Below are 24,928 nucleotides of genomic sequence, written 5' to 3'. Positions count from 1 at the left end.
GGAAAGGTTAATTTTTTATGAGCAGACACTTGGTTATCGTGGAATCGCCCGCGAAAGCTAAAACAATCCAAAAATATTTAGGGAAAGATTATGATGTTTTGGCCTCTTATGGGCATGTGAGAGATTTGGCTCCTCGCAAGGGTTCGGTAAATCCTGACAACCATTTTGCCATGAACTACAAGCCCATTGAAAAAAATTTGCGCCACATTGAATCGATTGCCAAAGCGTTAAAGCATTCCGATTCGCTCTTACTCGCCACTGACCCTGATCGCGAAGGTGAAGCCATTTCCTGGCATGTGTATGAATTAATGAAAGAACGCAATTTACTAGATAACAAAGAAGTTCATCGTATTTTCTTTAACGAAATTACAAAGTCGGCCATCCAGGAAGCTATCAGTAATCCACGCTCTATTTCCATGGATTTGGTCAATGCGCAACAAGCACGCCGCGCACTTGATTATCTGGTAGGCTTTAACTTATCTCCCTTATTGTGGAAGAAAATTCGCCGTGGCTTATCTGCAGGACGTGTACAAAGTCCAGCTTTAAGACTTATTGTCGAGCGAGAAGAAGAAATTGAGCGATTTGTACCTCAAGAATATTGGCGCATTATTGCCTTATGTGAACATGAAAATAATGCATTTGAGGCGAGGCTTACCCATTTTGCCAAAGAGAAGCTGCAACAATTTACGATTAATGAGACAACACAAGCCCATCAAATCAGAGATAGCCTGCTCCAGCAAGCTCAGGGTACTCTGTTGGTTGACAACATTGAGAAGAAACAACGTAAGCGTAAACCGGCCTCTCCCTTTATTACCTCGACCTTACAACAGGAAGCAGCAAGAAAACTAGGATTTACCGCCCGCAAGACAATGATGATAGCCCAGCAGTTATATGAAGGAATTGATATTGGTACTGGTACAACGGGTTTAATTACCTATATGCGTACAGATTCCGTCAATCTGGCAAAGGAAGCTATTGATGAAATTCGTAATTTCATTGATGAGCGCTATGGCAAAGACAATTGTCCGGAGAGTCCCCGTCTTTATAAAACAAAATCCAAAAATGCGCAGGAGGCTCATGAGGCCATTCGTCCGACTTCCATTAGGCGAACCCCCGAAATGGTTCAACAGGCACTTACTACTGACCAGCTCAAGCTCTATAGTTTAATTTGGAAACGTACCATTGCCTGCCAAATGACCGATGCTGTTATTGATACTGTCGCTGTGGATTTAAGCTGTGGTCAGGGCAACATGTTCCGTGCTACAGGCTCTACAATCATTTTTCCAGGTTTTTTATCCGTTTATGAAGAGGGACGGGATGATATTCAAGATGATGAGCAAAATGCCTTGCTACCTTCATTAAAAGTGGGTGAAAAAGTCAATTTGCACGATATTCTTGCGAATCAACATTTCACTGAACCACCACCTCGCTATTCGGAAGCATCTCTAGTCAAAGCCTTGGAAGAATATGATATTGGTCGCCCCTCAACTTACGCAACAATTATTCACACACTGCAACAGCGTGAATATGTGATTGTTGATAAAAAGCGCTTTGTTCCTACCGATGTGGGACGCATTGTCAATCGTTTTTTAACCGGTCACTTTACCCGTTATGTGGATTATAAGTTTACTGCCGAACTGGAAGATACTCTGGATGCGATATCACGCGGTGAACGGGAATGGATTCCTGTCTTGGAAGAGTTTTGGAAACCATTTATCAACCAAATTGAAAACACGGACACCCAAGTTCAACGCAAAGACATTACCACTGAGACACTTGAAGAGACCTGTCCTAAATGTGGAAAGCCCTTAGCTATTCGTCTTGGTAAACGTGGTCGTTTTATTGGTTGCACAGGCTACCCCGATTGTGACTATACACAAGATTTAAATACCCAAGAGAGCGAAAAACCTGAAGCAGAGGTGATTGAAGGACGCGTTTGCCCAGAATGTGCAGGCTCCTTGCATATTAAAACAGGTCGTTATGGTCGCTTTATTGGCTGCAGCAATTATCCCCAATGCAAATACATAGAGCCTCTTGAAAAGCCAGCCGACACAGGGGTGGAATGTCCTAAGTGCCATAGTGCGACAATTCTGAAACGCAAATCACGCAAAGGAAAAATATTTTATTCTTGTGGTGCTTATCCAAAATGTGACTATGCGCTCTGGAATGAGCCTATCGATAAGTCATGCCCCAAATGTGCCTGGCCTTTACTCACTGTCAAAGAAACCAAACGTTCCGGCCGACAAATTATTTGTCCGCATGAAGGGTGTGGTTATACTGCAAGCGAAGAGAAGTAATTCGCGCAAACTATAGGAAATTATCGAAGTGTGGATTGACAGTCTCAGTCAATCCAATCAATTAGAGCAAAATAATGAATAATTATATTTTAACTTAATCAAAAACTATCTTCTTTCATGCCGACTAAATCTAACCTAGATTTAATAAATCTACCCTATAATTAAACTAGCCTCGCAAAATAATCTATTTTGTAGTCTACCCGAGAGAAATTTTTTTTAAAATTTCCTCAATCGGCAAGCCCATCACATTGTAATAAGATCCTTCTATTTTTTTTACAAACGTATCACGTACTTGCTGAATGCCATACCCTCCAGCTTTATCAAAGGGGTCACCTGAATCAATATAGTGTTGTATTTGTTGTTTTGAAAGGGGATGGAAAGTAACCTTCGTTGTTACCACATCAATCCACCATTGTTGTTCTGGCAGAAAAATTAGGGCATAACCGGTATAAACATCGTGTGTATTACCGCTAAGCAGACTTAGCATGCTGTAGGCCTCTTCCTTATCAACAGGTTTTTCCAAAATATGATGCTGATAAGCCACCGTAGTATCTGCTGCCAGAATTAAATTAGCGGTGCCTACTGTTATCTGTGGCAAGATAGCTTGCGCTTTTTCTCTGGCAAGCCGAGTTACATAAGTTTTAGCATCCTCCCCTTTTAGTTGAATTTCTTCAATATTGGCAGGCATAACCACAGCAGTTAAACCATGCTCTTGCAATATTTGCAAGCGTCTTGGGGAAGAACTGGCCAGAATAATTTTTACTTGATGATTAGATTTCATAAAAAATAGAGTTGTTGTCTTTTCAGGATAATAGAATTTATCAGATAAAAGAGTACAAGCGTATTCTAGTTGAGTATTCTATCTCAATTTATAACTCAATTATCTTCATTTTAAGATCCCGATTGAATATTAGTATGCCAAGCACCGATTTTGGTTTAATCCCAATGAAAAACCAGCAAATAAATTTAATAAAAGCCCGGGGGCCATTGAAGAAATCAGATCACGCAAAAATCGTCTTAAAGAAACAAGGTTACTTATAAATTCTACAATTTTTAGTTGTTTCTTGTTAGCGTCTATAAAATTAGAAAGTATTATTATCCATCTTTGATGGAAACTGGGTTTATTATTGCTTTACTTCTACTAGGAGCTTTTATTCCCTGCTTTATATTTTGTTTAGGCTTTGTGCAAGCTCTATCAATTTTAAATAATGAAGCTCGGCAAATTATTTCTGAATTGTGGTTGCATCACAGGATGGTAGACCAATAAAGTCAACTCTTTATTCTTGCGACAGTAGCGACTGATTAACATTGCCAGTTTGATCTGGATGTGCGTGCGCTAGAATAATGCGCAACAGACATTACTTAACAAGTCCTTTTCATCACTTATGACTTTCCATATAACTCAGTGCTGCATCGGCCAAAAATGAAGAGCGATTTTTTATAGAATGATTTTTAGCATACAAATCAATCAGGCTTAAAACGCGCTCTGGCATGGTAATATTAATGCGTTTTGCCTTACCTGATATTTGACTTAAATCAATGTCAATAAATGCCCATACCCCACCTTGAAATTCTTCGTCATTAATCCATTGATCAATTGTTGTAGCTACTGGAAGGGAATCATTATCCATTAATAATCCTTCTAAATGGCATTCAATCGCTTCAATTGCGTTAGTTAATGCCTCATCATAAGTGCTACCAGCAGAATAGCATCCAGGAATATCAGGGACACTTACACCAAAATCACTACGTTCATCTTTATGGATCACTACTGGATACCTCATTTAATATCCTCCTTATTAATACCAGCCTGTTTAAATATACTGGACACTGTTTTTATAGGTAAATCTTTTTTAGGATGAGGCACTGTCACTCTGCCCTGTTTGGTGGGTGTTTAAATTGGCAATGACTCCCCTTCTGGTGACATTGCACCCAACCATCGCGTTCTATTATTTTTATTATTTCTGCGCTTTTCATCTCCTTAATTATACACACTATACACACAATTTCAAGAAAGTTAATCAATCTGTTGATTTTTCATTTGTAGCTTCATTAACGGAAGACTTGTACTGTCCTAACAATAGTCGGCCATCGATTGCACCCGAATCCTATTTTAGAATGATTCTTCTGAGCTATTTGTACTCGATAAAATCTACTAGAAAGCTGATTGATGAAATTCTCTATATATTTGTTTATCAATGTCAGCAAGCCGGATTAGTAGAAGGGTTATGCGTTATGACAGATAGTACCTTCATCCAAGCCATGGGCGCAATTTTTAGCAATCTGGCAACAAGAGGCTACACAAGCCTGGCAGACATCCCCTCAGAATTCGGGGCTTAGCACGTTTGGATTTTTTGGAAACTCTCTTCCGCAATCCAACTTGCCTTCAGCTCATTTACGTGCTTTACAGGCGCTTCTACTCTCCTCAATTACCAGTCTTTCTCTAAGTCCTGCTAACCCTGCTCTTGCAGCCCCAGATAGAAATACTCCTGACGATACAACAGAGCAAAATCAGCCAAGTCCTCCATTTTGAAAATTTAAAATACGGCCAAATCAACTAAAAAACTGTGCTACAGAACAAGAATTATTAAGGAAAATAAGCCATAAATTACTTCAACAATAACCAACATTCTGTTAACAATTCTGTTTCAGCAACTTCATGATCAAAATTGTAATAACAGAAAATGCAGGGTAAATCACCCAACGCTTCATTTGAATGGGGTAGCCAATCACGATACAAACCGTAAACTGTATTAGCAATATTGTCACGACTTCCTGTATGTACCGCCACTGCATAGCGACCTGCCGGTAAGCGTTTTTCAATGACTGCTCCTCCGAGCTTTACCTGCTCTGGTACAGTAATACAAAGATCAAAGCGAAACTCTGAGGCAGGTGTTGTCTTTGGATCATCATAGGCAAAAGCAAACGCTTCTCCGGCCTTAGGTTTTAAGTTTATTGTTTGAGATTTTGCCCAGCTAACCAGTCGATTAACACTTTCTCCAACCTTTTTTGGATCGCAGCGGTGCTCTAAAACAGCCAAACGCCTTTCTTTCATTGTTTTAATAACTATATTCATTGTCAAATTACCTTGTTGGGACAAACAATAAGGAGAATTTTCCCAAACTTGCCAGCTCGAGTGTGATCTGAACTCATTGGGATTCATACCACAGCTTTGTTTAAAGGCGCGAGTAAAGGACTCATGAGATTCAAACCCCGCATTGATTGCTATTTCAATAATGGGTTTATTTTTATCAATAATTAATTGATGAGCAGCCCGTTTCAGACGTAGCCAACGGATGTATTGCTGTAAAGATAAACCAGTATAGGCTGTAAACAAGCGATGAAAATGATATTTTGAGAAGCAGGCAATATCGCTTAGTTGAGATAGAGTGATCTTATCGTCAAGATGCTTACCAATAAACTCAATCACTTTTTTTAATTGATGCTCATAATTCATGCTATTCTCAACATAATTGCTTCATTTACTCAACAATCTTAACGCATCAATGAATCTGTCATTTGACTATTATTGCTAATTAACAGGGTCGATTCAGCGCTCACATAGAACAAAAATTTTTATTTCATGGCTGCAGCATAAGTTGCTTGTAGCTCAGGCATTTTCACCCTAATTAATTCAATAACCCGTAACGTACTTTGAGCATCAGCGTACCATTCTTTTTTTAAACTATAAGCATACCAAAGAAGCCAACTATGCAAGCACATCTCCCAAAGGTTATTGTTTGAGCGAGGTAATTTGCCTTTTTGATAAGCATATCCTTTTAAAGTTGCCTGAAAAAGTAGCTTATTGAATTGATAATTTGCCAAGCCAGAGCAATTGATAGCCAAACCTATTAATTCAACAAAAGGGTGAATAAGACCTGCACTTTCCCAATCAATCAGATAGGGTTCTTTTGCTGTTTTCCAAATTACATTCTGTAAATGAATATCACGATGACTAACCACCCGCGACGCTTTCTCATAATGGCAAAGTGCATTACAGCGCCGAACCAGTAACTCAAGCCATGCAGGATGTGTATGTTTCGTTGGTAAATAAATCCGCGGAAATTCTTGCGCCTCAAGGTGGGACAATGATAACTCATGCAGTTTCGCAAGTAAGCACCCTAGGGCCATTGCTTGCTCTTGCGTAACTACAGTCACTAATTTACCCTGGCAATAAGGAACAATTAAATAGCGAGAATGCGACTGTTGCCTTCCCTCCTCCAGACTCAGGGGAGCAAACGTGCAATCCAGTTTTTGGGCAACACAACTGGCCACCTGTTCAGTAAAGACAAAGTGGGTGGAATCTATCGGCCCAAGCCAGGTGTTTTTAGTAAGAATTTTACAAACCCATTGGCTGCCATCCTGGAGTATAACCAGATCCGTCTGATGAGGATAACTTTCTTTTAAAGGAACAATCGACTGTATGGATTGTTTAAAAAACTGCCCTGACCAATGTTGATTATTCATGCATCAGTTGTTCAATATACCGTCTGCAGGTGAGCGGTTTGTCTAAAAAATTCATCACATGGCGAGTACCGCCTGTTCCGGTAATGACTAATGAACCATAGCGAAAAATGCTTCCCAATACAGACTGACGAATATCAATGGATTCAATTTTGGACAAAGGAATGTCAATTGTTTGTCTTACTAACATCCCAGTACGCAGAATGACCTGCTTTTTCTTTATCGTTAATGAGGAAAAATGATAGGTTACCCAAGTCATTAGCGTCCAAATTAAAGCAACGAAAAGAAACAGTAACGCAACCTCTTTTAATTGATTAATTTGTGCACCCAAAAAAATGGCAAAACAGGCAAGTGCCATTGGCCAGAAGAATAAAATCCAATGGAGTCTTGCAAAATATACGACATTTCTGTCCGTCATTATCATCCTTCTTCACTCTAATTAAAACCTTCTTATCATATTGCAGATACCGATTACTGTCATCAATTACTGTTCTACAAAATGCCGCATTGCCCAAGGTATTCAAAGGTAATTTTTAGAAGCTTAATTTTAAGAAGTTTGGTATTCTTTAAATTTTATTATCCAAGAGTGTCATGCGTCGTATCAATCGCTGCTTGAATCCCAAGCTAATGGAAATTTGTCTAACTTCCATGGAGCTGGAAGGATTAAATACGATGATTAAACGCTATTTACCACCGCAGATAGCCAATCATTGCAAGGTAGGCAGCTTTATCAAAGGTTCATTATCATTAACCATTAGCAATGCTGCCTGGGCTACGGAATTACGTTATAGTGTCCCCGAACTCCGCGATCGATTGAGAAAAGAGGCTGGACTTCACTCCTTGACTGGAATTAAAATTTTAATCGAAGAATCCTCCGCAGCGATTTCTGCAAATGTTAAAACCACAAAAGCAACAACATTATCCGTTAACAGTCGGTATACAATTCACTCTGCTAGCCAACAATGTACCTATGAGCCACTAAAGAATGCTTTGCGTAAATTAGCTAATTTACCGGAATAAACAGGTAGTCTCACCTACAAATTTTGCTTTACTTCCAGAGTTCCTTTCACGGTTGCAAATGCGGCTAATTGATGTCATGGGAAAGTTAAAAATTGACATGAAAAAAAAATTTGTGTCAAGACTATTTTTTAAAGTTGATTAAAGCAATCATTTTAAGTTCTCTTGCATTTTCTCACTGTCATCTTGTGATTCAAGCAATGAGTTAAGCAAGTCTGCTGTACGCGTACTAATTTTTCCTTGCATAACTTGAGGATAATCCTTTTTAATCTTTTCAACAGCCTTTTTGCCAGACATTGTTTCCGCATGGATAATCAGTTGTTCTAAGGCATCAATTTTTACTTGCTTAAGGTCTTTACTGCTACACCAAAGACTCTCCTTTTCCTTTTTTAATGCATTAATATGGTTTTTAATAGACTCAAGCTGAGATGTTGAAAGCTTGGGCTCTGGGTCTTTTATAGATTGCAACTGACTTTTAAGGAAATTACACTTTTCAGAAATACATTCACTATAAGAGGCCTCTGCACCTACATTTGCAGGAGTATCTTCTTCATAAGAGCCATCTTCAGAAATATTTTCTTCATAAGAAACATCTGCACCAGCAGGAATATTCGCTTCATAAGAGACCCCTCCTACATCAGCAGGAACAGATTCCCCATAAGAGCTATTTATACCAGCGGGGGTATCTGAGAAATCTATACCAGCAGGGATCTCATCCTCAGGTATATCCATACCGGCAGGGATATCTGCAGAAGAAGTAGCGATAAAGGAGGGGTTAGCAACTTCTAATTCAGAAACAGATGCCGGATTAGATTGGGGAGCATGGACATCTATAAAGGCAGTCGCTGCAAACTCTGTCGGTGGTAATTTAGTTTGTACCTGAATTTGCTGAACCCCTTTGGAATGAGCAGGGCTACAGGTTGCAACAATCATTTCCGTCTCAGTATTTTTAAACTCCTCTATATGATTAAGTGCTGCATAAACTTCAGATAAGGAAGTTTTTCCCATTGGCTTTATTTTACCCAGTTCTTTATCACAGAAAAATAAAGGTCGTCCTTCGTTTGTTCCTTTTGTAGCAGTTCTTAAATAATCTTCCAGTTGCTTCCCTTCCAAAATTTCTGTTAAACCATTAGGCATTTTAACTGCTAAAACACTACGTTGCATTACATCATGAGAAGGCGTTGAAAGGTTTTCCCATTTTGTTTGTTGGTTAAGAACCAGGTTGGCAAAGTATGAAAAACTAAATTGATCTTGTAAGGGGCTAATTTGTATTTCGTCTATAGCAGCATCGCGATATCGATGCCATTGAACTGGATTTTTCTGGGCATCAACAAGAGGCCAAATTTTATTTTGAGAGGTCATTTCTTCCAGGTGACGATACTGATTATCGAAAGAAATCACATAACTATTTTCAGCACTGCCGGGTGTGATGATACTATGCTGCGCATTAACCTGAACTTTTTGACCGGTTTTAGCGCCATGCCCATTGATTACTAATACTTTTGGCATAAGTATCTCATTAAGGAGTTATAGATTTCATTATAGACAAATAAACTATCCTCGATTTTTTATTGATAAATTTAGATTAAAAATGGCCACTCTTTTTTCAAAAAGAGCTGACTCTGTTGTGGCAATAATGTTAAGGGGTATATTAATTTTTTGTTTTGCCTGCAATGACTGGAGACCGGCAGATATTAGCTCTCCATCCCGGCAACAAAAAATGACTTCAGAAGTGGGTTTTTTTAAAAATTTTATTTCAGCTGCTGCAAAGCAAAAGTCAAAATTATTGGTCATGGCTTGAATATGAAACCAGGCCAATAATCCACCAGTCAGATCGGCACCTACAGCAAGCGCTCCAAATCCCATAGAGCCGATATGACTCTTGGTATGCTCATTAAGCGGCAATCTAACCTGGCAAGCTTTCTCTGTAATAAAATCTATTTTTGGTTGGCAAAACGCTATTAAAGGGGAGTTTTTTTCTAAATTCTCGAGTAAATATTTTTTAAGATCACTAGCGCTGAAATCCACTATGCTTACCCCATTTTTACATCAATATTTAAATCTTTTCTTATCTGTTCAAGATTTTTTTCCCATAAGCCACTCCAATCAATCGTAAATAACAGTTTGGCTTTTTTCCCTTGAGAATATCCCAATAGAATTGCATCAATAGACTTATCTAAAGGGATGGTTCCATCAATTGCCACAGATAATATTCCAGCAGCGATATGTACCCCTGGAGGTAAATAGGTTGGCAGCTGAGCAATGGTAAAGCTAGCCACAATTGCCTCACCAATAAAATCTGTATCTGCACCGAGAATGACATGATAAATATCATGCGTCTCAATCATTCTTATACAAATATAATTATAAATCCCACAAATTTTGTAGTACGGAGGGACAAAAACAAAAGGCTTTATCTCATTTTCCTTAAGAAATTTATAATATTGAAATCCCAGGGTATCTTGCGGTAATTTTTGGAATGCTTCTAAATTTGGATTGCTTACTATTCTTTGATCAATTGTTGCTTTTATTTCTGTATTTTTCAAAAATTCAGTTACAATTTTATTGGAATAATCCTTATTTAAGTGGGTGAGGAAATACATTCTATTGATATTTTTAAGGCTTTTATGATCATGAGTTATAAATCTGAATAAGCCAAAAAAACCATATAGCTGATATATCAATTTTATTGAGATCAGCTTAATTTTTAATTTTTTGATTGCGCGACGATAATGCCTCATTATGAGTGACAATTAATCACTTTGGTTAATTATAGCAAAGGAATTAAAATTATTAGAAATGCTTTTAAACGTAAGAAAGGAAATATTACAACCAAATTTTTTAAAATTTGGCTTTATTAGTTTTAAAAACTGCTACCGTTCCGGATTTTAAATTTCAGGAATAAATGAGAAGGAAATAGAGCTATCACTTTACTCTATTAATCAAGCTTCAGCAGGTACAAAATCTGACTCTGCCACCACAGTAGGCTGATAATTTTCTGCATCAAAATAAGTGTATTCCCAAGCATCTTGACGCACCATTAATTCTCGCAGAAGGCGATTGTTCAAGCCATGTCCGGATTTATAACCTTCAAAGGCACCAATTAACCCACAACCTAGAAGATAAAGATCTCCAATAGCATCCAGAACTTTATGTGTCACAAATTCTGAGTCAAAACGCAGACCATCTTCATTGAGAATACGATAGTCATCAACCACAATGGCATTATCTAAACTACCACCTTTCGCTAAATCATTTTCGCGCAACTTCTCATAATCAGAGAGAAAACCAAACGTTCGTGCACGACATACTTCTTTTACATAAGAGGTTGTCGAAAAGTCAAAACTGGCCATCTGTGGCTTGTCATTGAAAACCGGATGCTCGAAATCAATAGTAAAAGAAACTTTGTAGCCATTATGGGGAAGAAACTGCACATATTTACCATCATCCTCAATTCGAATTGGCTTTAATATACGGATGAATCGTTTGGCTGCACTTTGTTCACGAATGCCAGCAGATTGAATAAGAAATACAAAGGGAGCAGCACTGCCATCCATGATGGGAATTTCAGGCGCATTAATATCCACATAGGCATTATCAATACCTAAACCCGCAAACGCAGAAAGCAAATGCTCTACTGTAGCAACCTTCACGCCATCACGCTGCAATGAAGTACAAAGCATTGTGTCGCCGACCTGATCATAGAGAGCAGGGATTTCTACTATAGGATTTAAGTCAGTACGCCTAAAAACAATACCGGTGTTTATGGGAGCGGGACGCAAGGTAAGTAAAACTTTTTCTCCGGAATGTAAACCTACACCTGTTGCTTGAATGACTTTCTTTGGAGTTCTTTGTTTTATCATTCAGTAATCACCTTTTTGATATCCCATTTTTAAGCGCAATAAACTGCCAAATGATATCAACAATTTATTGATTAGTCTAATCTTTTTAATGCTGTTTAGTACCAATCCAGTCATTCTGACTGAATACAGAATGACATGGTTATTTCTAAAGCAGTTTTACAAAAAGCTAAACCAAAAGGACTATTCAACGCTTTCTTCTTGCCGTCGTAAGAAGGCAGGAATATCAAGATAATCAACATCAGGTATTGAAGCTTCAGTGGTTGACTTTGCACTTACAGCAGCTTGCTTGCGCATTACAGCGGGCCTGTCAAATTGCTGATAGTCAAACGTACCATCGCTACGAGTTGTTTCTGCGATTCGTGTTTTAGCTGCTGCAACTGTTTGCTGTTGAGGACGGCCACGATGATCACCAAGTCCCGTTACAATAACAGTAACGCGCATTTCATCTGTCATTTCAGGATCAATGACCGTACCAACTACTACTGTTGCATCATCTGAAATAAATTCTTTGACAACATCGCCCACTTCCTCAAACTCGCCAATAGACATATCCAGACCAGCGGTGATATTTACTAAAATTCCCCGAGCTCCAGAAAAATTAACATCTTCTAACAGCGGAGAGGCAATTGCTGCCTCGGCAGCTTGACGAGCTCTCTGCTCACCCGTGGCACTCCCAGTTCCCATCATTGCCATGCCCATTTCAGACATTACTGTGCGAACATCAGCAAAATCCACATTAATTAGACCTGGACGAGTAATTAAATCAGAAATACCTTTTACCGCCCCTAAGAGAACATTATTAGCCGCTTTGAAAGCATTTAAAAGGCTAATATTTTTTCCTAAGACACTCAGTAGTTTGTTGTTAGGAATAGTAATCAAAGAGTCAACATGCTCACCCAAACGACGAATTCCTTCTTCAGCAGCCAAGGCACGTTGTTTGCCTTCAAAGGAGAAAGGTTTAGTAACAACGGCTACGGTGAGAATGCCAAGTTCTTTCGCCACCTCAGCGAATACGGGTGCTGCTCCTGTTCCGGTGCCCCCTCCCATACCAGCAGTAATGAATACCATGTCAGCACCAGCCAGTACTTCTTTAATTCTGTCTCTGTCTTCTTCAGCAGCTTCACGACCTATCTGAGGATTAGCACCGGCGCCCAATCCCTTCGTCAACTCTTCACCAAGCTGAATATGAATTTTAGCATTTGAATTTTTGAGCGCTTGAGCATCAGTATTGGCACAAATAAATTCAACACCATCGATATTCTCAGCCACCATGTGTTGAACTGCATTACCACCACCACCGCCAACACCAACAACTTTTATTACGGCATTGTCTGGTTGACTTTCCGTTAATTCAAACATTTGACCTCTCCCCTCAAAAATTCTGCCAATAACGAGGTTCTATCCCAACAAAATAATCTCATTGTAACCTATCTGGATTAAACCTACTAGAGTACCTAATGATTTAAACTTAACCAATATTTTCGTCTCGATTTCCCGCAACTTGACCAGCGTTATTACGGGAAGTAGAACTGTACTTTCGATGTCATTAAATGATTTACAGATACTATTCTGCTTATCTGCATCATCCCTATATTTAGAAATTACCATTAAACCATTCTTTCATCCGTGCCCATACGCCTTTGCCACTATCATTTAAATTGGCTACATTATAGCTGCCTTCATATTGCTGTTGAAAACCATGTAACAATAACCCAACCCCTGTTGTCATCGATGGATTGACTGTAGCTTCTACCAAACCAGAAACATGATGAGCACAGCCTTGACGTACAGGCATTTCAAAACACATTTCAGCTAACTCAATAGCACCTTGAACACAAGAGCCTCCACCCGTCATTACCATACCAGCAGCAACACGAGACTCAAAGCCACTTCGCCGCAATTCGTTACGTACCAGGGAGAATAATTCTTCATAGCGTGCAGATACCACATCAGAAAGCACTCGGGTGGATATTTTTCGTCCAGGCCGTTCATTTACACTTAACACTTCAATCATTTCATTCGTGTTACACATTTCGGGCATGGCACAAGCATGTTTTACTTTAATTGCCTCTGCTGCCTTGGTTGGCGTACGTAAAGCCATCGCAATATCATTGGTAACTTGATCACCAGCAATAGGAATAACCGCTGTGTATTGAATTGCTCCCTCTGCAAATACTGCGATATCTGTAGTGCCACCACCTATATCAATTAAACAAACACCAAGTTCTTTCTCATCCTCAGTTAATACAGCATGACTGGATGCCAGCTGTTCAAGAATAATGTCACTTACCTCCAAACCGCAACGTCGCACACATTTAGCAATATTTTGTGCAGCACTTACAGCGCCAGTTACAATATGTACACGCGCCTCAAGCCGCACTCCGGCCATGCCAACCGGTTCACGAATACTACCTTGGTTATCAATAATAAATTCTTGAGGGAGAATGTGCAGAATTTTCTGATCGGCAGGTATTGCTACTGCTTTAGCTGCATCCAAGACACGTTCCACATCGACTTGCGAGACTTCCAAATCTTTGATAGCAACAATGCCATGAGAATTTAAACTGCGAATATGACTGCCGGCAATTCCTGCATAGACTGTGCGCACTTCACAACCGGCCATCAATTCCGCTTCCTGAACAGCACGCTGAATGGAGTTCACTGTTGCTTCAATATCCACAACAACGCCTCTTTTTAGTCCGCGGGAGGGATGACGCCCAAGACCTATAATTTCAATTGCACCATCCGCAGCGACTTCACCTATAAGAGCGACTACTTTTGAAGTACCAATATCTAAACCGGTGATGATATTTTTTTCTAATTTTTTTGCCATTATTTTCCCGCTTATTTTTTCCATTGCACTGCCATGCCTCGTGGATAACGTAAATCTACACTTGCCAACTGCTCGGATTTTTCTGCAAAAACAGCAGGATACGCTTTACAGAATCGGATAATTCTTGTTTCTAAATCTCGCTTTCCCAAGCGCAACTGTACACCATTCGCTAAAGTTAACTCCCAAGCTCGATTATTACGCCACTCTAATGAGGCTGCATGCAAACCATATATTGATAATATCTTACTCATTTTTTTATAAACTTGTAAGACTTCCTTCTGTTGATTTGCAGGGCCACTCAAATGAGGAAGAGAGGCATCCAGTCTTCCTCCTTGATTGAATAGCTCACCTTCCTCAGTAATCATGGCATTATTCCATGTCGCTGCCGGTACTTTCTCCACTAAGGTAATCTTTAGCGTGTCCGGCCAAATACGTTCGATTTGAACTTTATTCGACCAATCAAAGGCACTAAGATCAGCATATAGTTTGGCAACAGGCAGTGAAAAGAAGCTGGAATCCAAATATTTTGTCAACACTGATTCGAGATCTTTGTGAGTAATATGATGATAGCTTGCAGCGATTTTAACTGTATTTATAGGAAATCTTTTTGAATCAGCCAAATATAAATAGATTAATCTGGCAGCTAAAAAAAGAGCACAAATAATTAGTAGTGTTAAAAAGCTCGCATAGCGCAGCTTTCCAGTATCAGCATCCATCCGCGTACCCTGTCACCCCTCATTTAATCTAGTTGCCTTGTCCCAGGCTATGTTTACTGATAGTCAGTCACTAACTGTTGTCGACAACGCTGATGAATCATTGCTAAATGAATTAATTCATCCAGAAGCTGTGGATATTCAAGTCCACTTACCTGCCACAATTTTGGATACATACTGATTGGCGTAAATCCAGGGATAGTATTAATTTCGTTGAAATATATCTTGTTTTGTTGCTCATCAACAAAAAAATCTATCCTTGCCATTCCCTTACATTTTAACCGGGTAAAAATGTCGCCTGCAATCGTTTGTAGCCGCTTTACTAGTTCTGATGACAGTTGGGCAGGAACTTTAAGTTCAGTTTGACTGCTTTCCAGGTATTTGGCGGAATAAGAATAAAATCCATCCGTGTGATGAATACGAATTTCACCTGGAAGACTCACTCTGGGCGCAGCTGAAGGTGACGTATTTTCCAACACGGACAATTCAATTTCTCGCCCCGAAATACCTTCTTCAACCAAAATGGTTTCATCATAACGCAAGGCATCCTCCACTGCAGCGGTTAGTTCCGCCATATTTCTTACTTTATGAATGCCAACACTTGAACCTAGCGAACAAGGTTTTACAAACAAAGGCCAATTTAACTCATCTGCAGCTTGCCGGCAGAATTGTTGTCTCTCTGAAGGAGTAGAATACCAGGATAATGTACGATAACGTGCTGACTGAATTGTATCATTACAAGCAAGACGCCTTGCTATATCTTTGTCCATACCAATTGCAGATGCTAATACATCGCAACTTACATAGGCAACACCCGCTAATTCCAGAAGCCCTTGTAAGCAGCCATCCTCGTACAGCGGGCCGTGAGCAACAGGAAAGACAACCTCTGCATCAACGGCTAAACGGCCATTCATTAGCAGGCTGGGGATGACACGTGATTGCGCTGTTTTTACAGGCAAACTTTCTTTAAACGCTTTTAATTCTTCATAGCTATTTAAGTAGAACTGTCCGTCTTTATCCATTCCTACAGGAATAATGCGATACTTACTGGTATCCAATTCTCTCAAGACAGAAGCCGCAGAAACCAATGAAACTTCATGCTCACCTGATTTTCCACCATAAAGCAATAACAAATTAATCAATTTAGCCATTAAAGGTCTCCGAGGATGTGCACTTCGCGAATTAATTCAACATTGGTTTGTTGATGAACTGTCTCTCGTATTAACTCAATTAAGGATTCAATATCACTGGCCAAGGCACTACCCTGTTGGTTAATTATAAAATTGGCATGTTTTTCTGAAACAACTGCTCCCCCAATCTGCCTTCCTTTCAGTCCACAAGATTCAATCAAGCAGGCGGCAAAATTACCGGGAGGATTTCTAAACACAGAGCCACAGTTATATTCACTGGTGGGTTGCGTATTTGCTCGATGTGTTAATAACTCTTTAATGAGGTTTAAGGATTTTTCCTTTTCCCCTTTTACCAATCGACAGGTGGCGGCAACGAACCACTCATCTTGTAATCCTGCCACATGACGATAGGCTATTTCAAATTCTTCAGGTTTTCGTATTCGCAACTCGCCACTGCGCGTTATCGTTTCTACCTCAACTACAGATTGCCAGGTTTCCCCACCAAAGCAACCGGCGTTCATTCGTAAAGCGCCTCCCATCGTACCGGGAATTCCAGCCCAAAATTCACCGCCCGCCAAATTTGCCCGAGCACAAAATCTGGCCATCGTAGCGCAGGAGACACCTGCCTCTACATGAACAAGTTCCTCTCCAATTAAGCGGATCTCTTTAAGGCAGCCTTGAGTCAAGATAACGGTTCCCTTAAATCCTTTGTCTCTAATTAAGGAATTACTTCCTAAACCCAGCCACAGCAAGGGCTCATCTTTGGGTAATTGACTGAGAAAAACCGCTAAATCAGCGATATTGGCCGGTTTATACAATTTGCTCGCAACACCCCCGACTCGCCAGGTTGTATAATCAGCAAGCGGCTCATTAAGCAGCAGCTGTCCTTGGTAAGCTTCCGTACTCGTGGTATCTATAGTTTTCACGCTGATTCTCGCACTGAAGATTGCATTAAATTAAGCGCCAACTGGCCAATATTACCAGCACCTTGCATTAAGATGACACTATCATCCGTAATCAGCTCATCCAATACCTGGGTAAGATTTTTCTCATTAACCAATCTTGCATTTGAATTACTTTGGCTAATCTGCCTGAGCAACGTTTCACTACTTAAGCCGGGAATAGCCTGCTCTCCTGCTGGATAAATATCCATCAGCAGTAATTCATCTGACAAACTTAAGGCATCGACAAACTGGTTAAATAATGACTGAGTACGACTGTAGCGATGAGGTTGGAATACATGTACTAATCGCTTGTTTGGCCAAACGTGGCGAAATGCATCAATGGTGGAACGAATTTCCTGTGGATGATGACCATAATCATCCACAATAATAGCAGAGCCTCGCTCAAAGCGCCGCTCTCCAAGCATTTGAAAGCGTCGGCCTACCCCCTGGAAGTTCATTAACCCTTTAACAATAGACTCATCATTAACACCTAGTTCTGTGGCAATAGCAATGGCAGCCAATGCATTTAAAACGTTATGACGCCCGGGCCATTGAAATTGAATAGTCAAGGAGGTAAAAGGAGCAGGTCTTTGTACCCTGAACTCACTTAGCAAGCCATTTTGCGTCCAATCAAGCGCACGATAGTGAGCTTCTTCACGAAAGCCATAAGTACGCGTGGGTCGTTGTACTGCCGGAAGAATCCGATGAACTTCCGGGTCTTCAATACACAAGACCGCCAAGCCATAAAAAGGCAAATGGTGCAAGAATTCAACAAAAGTATTGCGTAATTTATCAAAATTATCATCATAAGTACCCATGTGATCGGCGTCAATATTAGTAACAACCGCCATCATCGGCTTCAAAAATAAAAAGGAGGCATCACTTTCATCTGCTTCTGCCACAAAATAGGCTGAGGTTCCCAATTGAGCATTGGTACCACAGCTATTCAATTTACCACCAATAACAAAACTGGGGTCAAGACCGCCTTCAGCCAAAAGACTACTGACTAAACTTGTGGTCGTTGTTTTGCCATGAGTACCGGCAATAGCAATACCATGTCGAAAACGCATCAATTCTGCAAGCATGGCAGCACGCGGAATCACTGGAATCAATTGCTCATTTGCCGCAGTAATCTCTGGATTCTCTGCGCTAACAGCCGTTGAGCGCACAACTACATCTGCACCCATAATATTTTCAACGCGATGGCCAATAAAAACTTGAATACCCAAAGATTGTAATCGCTGTACCGAACGGCTTTCACTAAGGTCAGAGCCTGTAATGCGATAACCTTGATTATGCAAAACCTCGGCTATACCGCACATTCCAGCGCCACCAATCCCGACAAAATGAATTTGTTCTACTCGACCCATCCTTGGTGATAGAAACTGCCCTATGTTATTCACAAAATTCCCCTTTAGTATGAGCCGTACTGGTCTGCAAAGAATTTTTTACCAATACATTGCTCTACGGTTATTAGGTTAGCGCTCTTAATCCTAAAGATTGCCAACGGTTTTCATGATCAATACGCAATAACAGTGCCATAACTACACAATTCACTACCATACTGGCACCACCATAACTCAGTAGTGGCAATGTTAACCCTTTTGTAGGTAGTAAGCCCGAATTGACTCCCATGTTAATTGCTGCTTGCAATCCTATCCAGAATGTTAGTCCATAGGCTGTAAAAGCGGCAAACAAACGTTCCTGGCTGTAAGCAGTAAAACCAATAGCTATACCCCTTATCACCAGTATACTATACAAAATTAATACCAACAGTACGCCCACCAGACCCAGTTCTTCAGCCAACACCGCAAATAAAAAATCGGTATGTGCCTCTGGTAAATAAAATAATTTTTGCACACTGTCACCTAAACCAACACCCAGCCAGCCACCACGCCCAAAAGCGATCAGTGATTGTGTCAATTGATAACCACTGTTAAATTGATCTGCCCAGGGATCCAGAAAAGCAGTGATACGTGCTACACGGTAAGGTGATGCAAGCGCAATCATGGCTAAACCACAAGTAACAATAATTAGCAGCCCAATGTAGTAGCGAAATTTTACCCCGGCTAAAAATAAAAGAGCCATTACGGTGCCTGAAATGACTACTGTAGCGCCAAAATCTGGCTCTTTAAGTAGCAAAAGCGACACCAGACCTAAAATTATCATGGGCTTAACGAAACCTATCACACTATGTCGGACACTCTCTTGCTGGCGCACCAAATAGCCTGAAACATAAAAAACCATGGTGAGCTTGGCTAACTCGGAAACCTGAATTCCTATAGGACCAAAAGCCAGCCAGCGTCTTGAACCATTCACTATACGACCTATTCCCGGGATTAAAACCAGCAAAAGCATCAGTAAACAAATGAGCAAAAGAGGCACACTTGTTTTTTCCCAAAATGTACTATCTATTCGCATGACGACCAGTGCTGTTAAAAATCCGGCAAAGAGATAACAGGCTTGTCTAATTAAAAAATGGAAAGGCTGATGATAATATTTGGTAGAAATCATGATAGAGCTGGAAGCAACCATCATCAAGCCGATTATAATTAGCCCCAGAACAGCCCCCATCAACCATTTGTCATAAAGAGCAATGGGTTTGTGAGTGGGTTTTCCACGCAAATTATAATGTCTGGGATGCATCGTACTCACAACTTTCCTACTAAATTAGTAAATACTTCACCACGGTGATTAAAATCTCTAAACATATCAAGACTTGCACAGGCTGGGGATAGCAATACGACATCTCCCGGTTTGGCTTGTTCTTTTGCCAGTACTACAGCGCCATCAAGAGAAGGTGCTCGAAGAACTGGTACTACATCAGCAAGAGCCTCCTCCATTTTGTCTGCATCTTCACCAATGAGCACTACCGAACGCACATAATCAGCCACGGGGCTGCGTAATTCAGTAAAATCCGCCCCCTTCCCTTGGCCACCGGCAATTAATACAATTTTTCCCTGCATGGAACCTCCTATTCCAGAAATGGCAGAAAGTGTGGCTCCAATGTTAGTTCCCTTGGAATCATTAATCCAATCAACCTGATTTAAAGTTCTAACCCATTGACACCGATGGGGAAGCCCTTTAAACGATTGGAGCACGCTAACGATAGATTGAAAATCTATACCCGCTGCACGAGCCAAAGCACATGCAGCTAATGCATTCTGCCAGTTGTGTTTTCCCTTAATACGTAATTCATCAACTGCTAAAAAGCAGTATTCACCTTGTGCAAGATAAGGCCTACCATTTTTCTCAACAATTCCCCAATTTGCAGCATCAGGCTTATCCAAACCGTAACTGGCTTTATTACCCTGAATTAGGTCAGTGTTTGGATAGGTATGGGCATCTTGTCGATTGTATAAAAGGACTTGGGCATTTTGATAAATACGTTGCTTTGAATTAATATAAGCCTCATAAGTATGATGCCTGTCTAAATGATCAGGAGAAAGGTTTAAAATAGTGGCTGCTACTGGTTTAAGAGAATGCGTCAAATCCAACTGAAAACTGGATAACTCTAATACCCAAAGGTCATAAGTTTGATCATTATCCAAAAGATCAAGAACCGGCAGACCAATATTACCTGCAACTGCTACCGACAACCCGGCGGCCTTGGCCATTTCTCCAACTAAGGTTGTGACTGTTGATTTGCCATTGGTTCCAGTAATAGCAATCATTGGTGAAGATGTCTCACGAGTCAGACATTCAATGTCACCAAACACTGGAATGTTAAGACGAAAAGCTTCTTGCAAAAAAGGTTCATCCAGCGAAATACCAGGACTTGCAATAATCCCCGCCAACTGTTGATAGAGAGCATGGGGTAAATTTTCTAAAAAAATATCAACACCAGGAAATGCAGCAGCAAACTCAGCCAATCCCGTTACTTCGCGACGGGTATCAAAAACGACAAAAGGCAAATTTCGCCGCCGTAAATAACCAGCAATAGAGTGTCCCGTTTTTCCCAAACCAGCAACTAAATAAAGTAATTGCTTCATGATGTCACCTAGCGAAGTTTCAAAGTTGCCAAACCACAGAGCACAAACACTACAGTCATAATCCAAAACCGCACAATAACTTTAGGTTCAGACCATCCTTTTAATTCAAAATGATGATGTAGTGGTGCCATGCGGAATAAACGCTTACCGCCTGTATATTTAAAATAGCCAACTTGTAAAATGACTGAGACTGTTTCAATCACAAACAAGCCACCCATAATTAAAAGCACAAGCTCCTGTCTTACAATAACAGCAACCATTCCAAGCGCAGCGCCCAATGCCAAAGAACCCACATCTCCCATAAATACTTGCGCGGGATAGCTGTTGTACCACAGAAAACCTAAACCTGCACCCACAATTGCCGAACAAAAAATAGTTAACTCACCGGTATTGGGCACAAAGGGAATGGCCAAATAATGAGCATAGATCGAATTGGAACTTGCATACGCAAAAATGCCCAGCGCCCCTGCAACCATTATAATAGGAACAATTGCCAAGCCATCCAATCCATCTGTGAGATTGACAGCATTACTACTGCCAACGATGACAAAATAGGCTAGCACCGGAAATAACGGGCCCAAATTAATCAGTAACTCTTTAAAGAATGGGACAGTGAGTTGTGTTTGTACAGGAATTTCAGCATTCAGATAGAGGTATAGCACTGCTCCAAGTGCTATGATTGATTGCCAAAAATATTTCCACCGTGCAGGTAATCCTTTGCTATTTTTACGTACTAGTTTGCGATAATCATCAACCCAACCGACCAGACCAAATCCGGTGGTAACCAATAATACCAACCATAATGCAACCTGCCTTAGATCCCCCCATAGCAAGCAACTGACAATAATAGCCAGTAGTATCAATACGCCCCCCATAGTGGGAGTTCCTGCTTTAGATAAATGGGTTTGAGGCCCATCATCACGTACCATTTGCCCGATTTGCAAATTTCGCAGCCATTTAATCATGAGAGGACCACAAAATAGCCCCACAAGCAGTGCTGTTAATGCAGCCAAAATAGAACGAAATGTTAAGTACTGAAATACCCTAAACGCATGATACTGTCCTTGTAATAGCTGCGTTAACCAGTAAAGCATGTTAATAATACCTCATTAAAAAGTTAGGGTGTAGCCTGAATATTGGTGCGTTTTCAGGCCGCGCAAAAAGTTGCCAAGCATAGCATATTCTGAGTCGTTCAACCCACCAGTCTATGCACAATTTTTTCCATTGCGGCGGAGCGCGAACCTTTTACCAATACAGTTGTATCAGCATCCAGTTTATTGAGCAAATCCTGGGCTAGCTCTTCTTGGCTACTGTAGTGTTTGGCACTATCTCCAAAAGCTTTACTGCTATGCGCACTATGAATACCGCAAGTCATTAATAAATCAATACCCTGGCGTTGAGCAGCATATCCCACTTCTTCGTGATGCGCTTGAGTCCAACTGCCAAGCTCCCCCATATCGCCCAACACAAGAATACGGCGACCTCGACGTTTGGCTAACACGGAAACAGCCGTTAAAACTGAGCGTAAATTGGCATTGTAAGTGTCGTCAATGACTAAAGATTGATTTTTACCTTGCAGGAAAGTCATACGTCCAGCAACACCTCGAAAATGCTCTAAGCCCTCAATGATATGGGGCAAACTGATGCCAACAGCATAACTACAACTCGCTGCCGCCAATGCATTGGCAATAGCATGTTCACCGGGGACTTGCAATGTGACCTGTCCCTGGTCTGTAGGTAATACTAAATCAAATCGGGCACATCCTTGTTCATTAAACTGAATAGTTTTTGCGTAGACATCAACCGGCTTATGGAGTGAAAAACGTAAGACCTTCTTATCGGTTAAACTGCTATCCCAAAAATGAGCATAGCTGTCATCCTCATTGATAACAGCTACTCCTCCTGCTGGCAATGCCTGATAGATTTCTCCTTTTGCACGAGCAACTCCCTCAATGGAGCCAAATTCACCAATATGTGCAGGTGCAATATTATTAATCAGTGCCACTTGAGGTTGCACAATGGCAGCAGTATAGGCAATTTCTCCCACGTGGTTAGCCCCCAACTCAAACACTGCATAGCGATGACTGGTAGTTAATTGCAGCACACTCAAGGGTGCACCAATATGATTGTTTAAATTGCCAGGAGTTGCATGTGCAGGCTTTGGTAGAATGGAGGCGATCATTTCTTTTACACTGGTTTTGCCATTGCTACCAGTCAATGCAATGATTGGACAATGAATCGTTTGTCGATGAGCAGTCGCCGTTTTTGCCAAGGCTTTTAATGGATCAGGAACTTCAAATTGTGGTATAAGCACTCCTTTATCCGGTTTGCTACAAATAATTGCTATTGCTCCTTTTGAAACAGCTTCGGCCATAAAATCATGGCCATCAAAATGCTCTCCTTGTATCGCAACAAAGATATTTCCTGGTTTGATTTGACGACTGTCGATACAAAAACCTGTCACTGTTTCCTTGCTATTACAAGGCACCCCCAGTAAGTTTGCAATATTTGTTAGATTCATAGCAATTTAAAGTAGTTAAAACCTTAGTGTACTGATTATTAGGTGAAGTCACCAGAGAGAGCGCTAATTTTATACACTCACATAATTATATAACCGTTTGAAAATTTCCCGCCTCGCCTGTACAGGAATAACAACATCTCAAGATATTGCAGATAAAATTTGAATTAAGCGGTCTTGCTCCTTAGCAGCAATTTTTATACGGATAAGTTTATTGCGTGAAGTAGCACCATGAAGGAGTGAAATTTGCTTTTGCGGCACGCGTAATAATTGTGATAAATAAGCTATGAGCATTTTATTCGCTTTGCCTTCTTGAGGACTTGCTTGCAGGCTTATCTGCAAGCGACCTGTTGTATTGAGAAATAATTTATTTTGTTTAGCCCCAGGTTTGACTTTAACTTGCAGTGTAAGCTCTTCAGAAGTGCATTTAAGCCAGAGCGGCTGACTCATAAGATTCATTTATATTGAGCATACGGTAATAACGCGTCAAACTTGCCTCTGTAAATGGCTGGCGCTGTTCATCCAGCAGGTGAGTATCCAGACCATCGCATAACTGCTTGGCAGTTTCATACATAATATCAAGACGCTCAGCATCAATCGTGGGATTACCTGATGATTGCATAAAAAGACAAAGTCCTCTTACGCTAAATGCCCCGATATTTTGTAAATCAAAAACGCCACTTGCCGTGGCTGCAGCAAGACTGCAAAGCACAGGGCCTTGCCCATTTGCATACTGATGTCGATGAAACAATTGGCCTTCACCAAAGCGCAGACCTGCCGCCAATACAGTTTGCAGTAATTCATAACCAGCCAATTGACGGTTTTCTTTAGCTAATAAAAACATCATTAAGGACTTACCTGGCTCGTTGGTTGAAACAGGATTTTCATCCATTTCCCCAATTGCTGGCATCTTGGCTGAAGCAGCTTTATCATATTCACTCACTTCCTTGTGAAAATCCTGATTGACTTTACGTACCGCTATAATGTCATCAAAATGCTTATTTTCCGTTTGCCCTAATGAGGGTTGATAGCTGATCGGGTTTAAGCTTTGACGTCTTGCCTTCATTAAGCGTCCTATTGCAATCACAACCCCAATGAGCAATAACACATTAAGGATAAGACTCCAATTTGCCTGCATTTTTAACTCCTCTGTTAAA

Annotated in this window: 25 protein-coding genes and 1 pseudogene; 4 read left to right on the top strand and 22 right to left on the bottom strand. The window is 40.5% G+C overall.

Annotated elements, in window-relative coordinates:
• Positions 1 to 17: 17 nt before the first annotated feature.
• Positions 18 to 2,297: a type I DNA topoisomerase gene (gene topA, locus clem_RS01950; RefSeq protein ID WP_094090075.1), complete on the top strand. Its 2,280-nt coding sequence runs from the start codon at positions 18 to 20 to the stop codon at positions 2,295 to 2,297.
• Positions 2,298 to 2,493: 196 nt separating this feature from the next.
• Here the strand turns inward: topA and clem_RS01945 are convergent, their stop codons facing one another.
• From clem_RS01945 to clem_RS01935, 3 genes and pseudogenes are all read right to left on the bottom strand, one after another.
• Entirely contained in the window at positions 2,494 to 3,078 is a 585-nt protein-coding gene (locus tag clem_RS01945) for a Maf family protein (protein ID WP_094090074.1), read from the bottom strand.
• Positions 3,079 to 3,676: 598 nt separating this feature from the next.
• Positions 3,677 to 4,081, bottom strand: coding sequence for a type II toxin-antitoxin system HicB family antitoxin (locus clem_RS01940; RefSeq protein ID WP_094090073.1), 405 nt, complete (start codon positions 4,079 to 4,081; stop codon positions 3,677 to 3,679).
• A pseudogene (locus tag clem_RS01935) lies at positions 4,078 to 4,274 on the bottom strand (type II toxin-antitoxin system HicA family toxin). Before clem_RS01935 ends, clem_RS01940 begins: the two are co-directional and overlap by 4 nt.
• Between clem_RS01935 and clem_RS15375 the strand changes: the two are divergent.
• Positions 4,203 to 4,637, top strand: coding sequence for a transposase (locus clem_RS15375; protein WP_094090072.1), 435 nt, complete (start codon positions 4,203 to 4,205; stop codon positions 4,635 to 4,637). The pseudogene clem_RS01935 and the gene clem_RS15375 sit on opposite strands and share 72 nt — an antisense overlap.
• A 40-nt stretch (positions 4,638 to 4,677) precedes the next feature.
• A complete protein-coding gene (locus clem_RS14705) occupies positions 4,678 to 4,830 on the top strand; it encodes a hypothetical protein (RefSeq protein WP_157698147.1) in 153 nt (50 codons plus the stop codon).
• Positions 4,831 to 4,905: 75 nt separating this feature from the next.
• Here the strand turns inward: clem_RS14705 and clem_RS01925 are convergent, their stop codons facing one another.
• From clem_RS01925 to clem_RS01915, 3 genes are all read right to left on the bottom strand, one after another.
• On the bottom strand, positions 4,906 to 5,754 hold the full coding sequence (locus tag clem_RS01925; protein WP_094090071.1) for an AraC family transcriptional regulator: 849 nt from the start codon (positions 5,752 to 5,754) through the stop codon (positions 4,906 to 4,908).
• Positions 5,755 to 5,873: 119 nt separating this feature from the next.
• On the bottom strand, positions 5,874 to 6,764 hold the full coding sequence (locus clem_RS01920; protein WP_094090070.1) for a phosphotransferase family protein: 891 nt from the start codon (positions 6,762 to 6,764) through the stop codon (positions 5,874 to 5,876).
• A complete protein-coding gene (locus tag clem_RS01915) occupies positions 6,757 to 7,179 on the bottom strand; it encodes a PH domain-containing protein (RefSeq protein ID WP_094090069.1) in 423 nt (140 codons plus the stop codon). Before clem_RS01915 ends, clem_RS01920 begins: the two co-directional genes overlap by 8 nt.
• A 173-nt stretch (positions 7,180 to 7,352) precedes the next feature.
• On the opposite strand from clem_RS01915, the gene clem_RS01910 reads away from it, so the two are divergent.
• Complete coding sequence (locus tag clem_RS01910) at positions 7,353 to 7,781, top strand: DUF721 domain-containing protein (protein WP_094090068.1); 429 nt, start codon at positions 7,353 to 7,355, stop codon at positions 7,779 to 7,781.
• Between the two features lie 147 nt (positions 7,782 to 7,928).
• Here clem_RS01910 and clem_RS01905 read toward each other — a convergent pair whose 3' ends face one another.
• From clem_RS01905 to clem_RS01825, 16 genes are all read right to left on the bottom strand, one after another.
• Positions 7,929 to 9,287 carry a hypothetical protein gene (locus clem_RS01905; RefSeq protein ID WP_094090067.1) on the bottom strand — a complete coding sequence of 453 codons (1,359 nt, stop codon included), beginning with the start codon at positions 9,285 to 9,287 and terminating at the stop codon, positions 7,929 to 7,931.
• Positions 9,288 to 9,332: 45 nt separating this feature from the next.
• The gene (locus clem_RS01900) at positions 9,333 to 9,806 is read right to left on the bottom strand and encodes a hotdog family protein (protein ID WP_094090066.1); all 474 of its coding nucleotides are present in this window, start codon (positions 9,804 to 9,806) and stop codon (positions 9,333 to 9,335) included.
• A 5-nt stretch (positions 9,807 to 9,811) separates the two neighbouring features.
• Positions 9,812 to 10,519, bottom strand: coding sequence for a Coq4 family protein (locus clem_RS01895; protein WP_094090065.1), 708 nt, complete (start codon positions 10,517 to 10,519; stop codon positions 9,812 to 9,814).
• Positions 10,520 to 10,720: 201 nt separating this feature from the next.
• A complete protein-coding gene (lpxC, locus tag clem_RS01890; RefSeq protein WP_094090064.1) occupies positions 10,721 to 11,641 on the bottom strand; it encodes a UDP-3-O-acyl-N-acetylglucosamine deacetylase in 921 nt (306 codons plus the stop codon).
• Between the two features lie 180 nt (positions 11,642 to 11,821).
• The gene (ftsZ, locus tag clem_RS01885; RefSeq protein ID WP_094090063.1) at positions 11,822 to 13,000 is read right to left on the bottom strand and encodes a cell division protein FtsZ; all 1,179 of its coding nucleotides are present in this window, start codon (positions 12,998 to 13,000) and stop codon (positions 11,822 to 11,824) included.
• Positions 13,001 to 13,235: 235 nt separating this feature from the next.
• Positions 13,236 to 14,474, bottom strand: a complete 1,239-nt coding sequence (gene ftsA, locus clem_RS01875; protein WP_198333179.1) for a cell division protein FtsA — start codon at positions 14,472 to 14,474, stop codon at positions 13,236 to 13,238.
• 11 nt (positions 14,475 to 14,485) lie between these two features.
• Entirely contained in the window at positions 14,486 to 15,190 is a 705-nt protein-coding gene (locus tag clem_RS01870) for a cell division protein FtsQ/DivIB (protein ID WP_094090060.1), read from the bottom strand.
• A gap of 53 nt (positions 15,191 to 15,243) precedes the next feature.
• On the bottom strand, positions 15,244 to 16,338 hold the full coding sequence (locus tag clem_RS01865) for a D-alanine--D-alanine ligase family protein (protein ID WP_094090059.1): 1,095 nt from the start codon (positions 16,336 to 16,338) through the stop codon (positions 15,244 to 15,246).
• A complete protein-coding gene (gene murB, locus clem_RS01860) occupies positions 16,338 to 17,234 on the bottom strand; it encodes a UDP-N-acetylmuramate dehydrogenase (RefSeq protein ID WP_198333227.1) in 897 nt (298 codons plus the stop codon). The genes clem_RS01865 and murB overlap by 1 nt, the downstream gene beginning before the upstream one ends.
• 5 nt (positions 17,235 to 17,239) lie before the next feature.
• Complete coding sequence (gene murC, locus clem_RS01855) at positions 17,240 to 18,664, bottom strand: UDP-N-acetylmuramate--L-alanine ligase (protein WP_094090057.1); 1,425 nt, start codon at positions 18,662 to 18,664, stop codon at positions 17,240 to 17,242.
• A 70-nt stretch (positions 18,665 to 18,734) separates the two neighbouring features.
• Positions 18,735 to 19,907, bottom strand: coding sequence for a putative lipid II flippase FtsW (gene ftsW, locus clem_RS01850; protein ID WP_198333218.1), 1,173 nt, complete (start codon positions 19,905 to 19,907; stop codon positions 18,735 to 18,737).
• Positions 19,908 to 19,912: 5 nt separating this feature from the next.
• Positions 19,913 to 21,253: a UDP-N-acetylmuramoyl-L-alanine--D-glutamate ligase gene (gene murD / locus clem_RS01845; RefSeq protein WP_094090055.1), complete on the bottom strand. Its 1,341-nt coding sequence runs from the start codon at positions 21,251 to 21,253 to the stop codon at positions 19,913 to 19,915.
• Between the two features lie 8 nt (positions 21,254 to 21,261).
• Positions 21,262 to 22,347, bottom strand: a complete 1,086-nt coding sequence (mraY, locus tag clem_RS01840; protein ID WP_094090054.1) for a phospho-N-acetylmuramoyl-pentapeptide-transferase — start codon at positions 22,345 to 22,347, stop codon at positions 21,262 to 21,264.
• A 98-nt stretch (positions 22,348 to 22,445) separates the two neighbouring features.
• Complete coding sequence (locus tag clem_RS01835; protein WP_094090053.1) at positions 22,446 to 23,774, bottom strand: UDP-N-acetylmuramoyl-tripeptide--D-alanyl-D-alanine ligase; 1,329 nt, start codon at positions 23,772 to 23,774, stop codon at positions 22,446 to 22,448.
• Between the two features lie 138 nt (positions 23,775 to 23,912).
• On the bottom strand, positions 23,913 to 24,221 hold the full coding sequence (locus clem_RS01830; protein WP_094090052.1) for a DUF167 domain-containing protein: 309 nt from the start codon (positions 24,219 to 24,221) through the stop codon (positions 23,913 to 23,915).
• A complete protein-coding gene (locus tag clem_RS01825; RefSeq protein ID WP_094090051.1) occupies positions 24,199 to 24,909 on the bottom strand; it encodes a cell division protein ZipA C-terminal FtsZ-binding domain-containing protein in 711 nt (236 codons plus the stop codon). Before clem_RS01825 ends, clem_RS01830 begins: the two co-directional genes overlap by 23 nt.
• Positions 24,910 to 24,928 lie beyond the last annotated feature (19 nt).

The sequence above is a fragment of the Legionella clemsonensis genome, from assembly GCF_002240035.1.
GTDB lineage: Bacteria > Pseudomonadota > Gammaproteobacteria > Legionellales > Legionellaceae > Tatlockia > Tatlockia clemsonensis.
This window is presented reverse-complemented; position numbering and strand designations above follow the sequence as displayed.

Excerpts from the sequence above, each read along its gene's own strand:
- topA (WP_094090075.1), top strand. The coding sequence starts at position 18 with ATGAGCAGACACTTGGTTATCGTGGAATCGCCCGCGAAAGCTAAAACA.
- clem_RS01945 (WP_094090074.1), bottom strand. The coding sequence starts at position 3,078 with ATGAAATCTAATCATCAAGTAAAAATTATTCTGGCCAGTTCTTCCCCA.
- clem_RS01940 (WP_094090073.1), bottom strand. The coding sequence starts at position 4,081 with ATGAGGTATCCAGTAGTGATCCATAAAGATGAACGTAGTGATTTTGGT.
- clem_RS15375 (WP_094090072.1), top strand. The coding sequence starts at position 4,203 with ATGACTCCCCTTCTGGTGACATTGCACCCAACCATCGCGTTCTATTAT.
- clem_RS01925 (WP_094090071.1), bottom strand. The coding sequence starts at position 5,754 with ATGAATTATGAGCATCAATTAAAAAAAGTGATTGAGTTTATTGGTAAG.
- clem_RS01920 (WP_094090070.1), bottom strand. The coding sequence starts at position 6,764 with ATGAATAATCAACATTGGTCAGGGCAGTTTTTTAAACAATCCATACAG.
- clem_RS01915 (WP_094090069.1), bottom strand. The coding sequence starts at position 7,179 with ATGACGGACAGAAATGTCGTATATTTTGCAAGACTCCATTGGATTTTA.
- clem_RS01910 (WP_094090068.1), top strand. The coding sequence starts at position 7,353 with ATGCGTCGTATCAATCGCTGCTTGAATCCCAAGCTAATGGAAATTTGT.
- clem_RS01905 (WP_094090067.1), bottom strand. The coding sequence starts at position 9,287 with ATGCCAAAAGTATTAGTAATCAATGGGCATGGCGCTAAAACCGGTCAA.
- clem_RS01895 (WP_094090065.1), bottom strand. The coding sequence starts at position 10,519 with ATGAGGCATTATCGTCGCGCAATCAAAAAATTAAAAATTAAGCTGATC.
- lpxC (WP_094090064.1), bottom strand. The coding sequence starts at position 11,641 with ATGATAAAACAAAGAACTCCAAAGAAAGTCATTCAAGCAACAGGTGTA.
- ftsZ (WP_094090063.1), bottom strand. The coding sequence starts at position 13,000 with ATGTTTGAATTAACGGAAAGTCAACCAGACAATGCCGTAATAAAAGTT.
- ftsA (WP_198333179.1), bottom strand. The coding sequence starts at position 14,474 with ATGGCAAAAAAATTAGAAAAAAATATCATCACCGGTTTAGATATTGGT.
- clem_RS01870 (WP_094090060.1), bottom strand. The coding sequence starts at position 15,190 with ATGGATGCTGATACTGGAAAGCTGCGCTATGCGAGCTTTTTAACACTA.
- clem_RS01865 (WP_094090059.1), bottom strand. The coding sequence starts at position 16,338 with ATGGCTAAATTGATTAATTTGTTATTGCTTTATGGTGGAAAATCAGGT.
- ftsW (WP_198333218.1), bottom strand. The coding sequence starts at position 19,907 with ATGCATCCCAGACATTATAATTTGCGTGGAAAACCCACTCACAAACCC.
- murD (WP_094090055.1), bottom strand. The coding sequence starts at position 21,253 with ATGAAGCAATTACTTTATTTAGTTGCTGGTTTGGGAAAAACGGGACAC.
- mraY (WP_094090054.1), bottom strand. The coding sequence starts at position 22,347 with ATGCTTTACTGGTTAACGCAGCTATTACAAGGACAGTATCATGCGTTT.
- clem_RS01835 (WP_094090053.1), bottom strand. The coding sequence starts at position 23,774 with ATGAATCTAACAAATATTGCAAACTTACTGGGGGTGCCTTGTAATAGC.
- clem_RS01830 (WP_094090052.1), bottom strand. The coding sequence starts at position 24,221 with ATGAGTCAGCCGCTCTGGCTTAAATGCACTTCTGAAGAGCTTACACTG.
- clem_RS01825 (WP_094090051.1), bottom strand. The coding sequence starts at position 24,909 with ATGCAGGCAAATTGGAGTCTTATCCTTAATGTGTTATTGCTCATTGGG.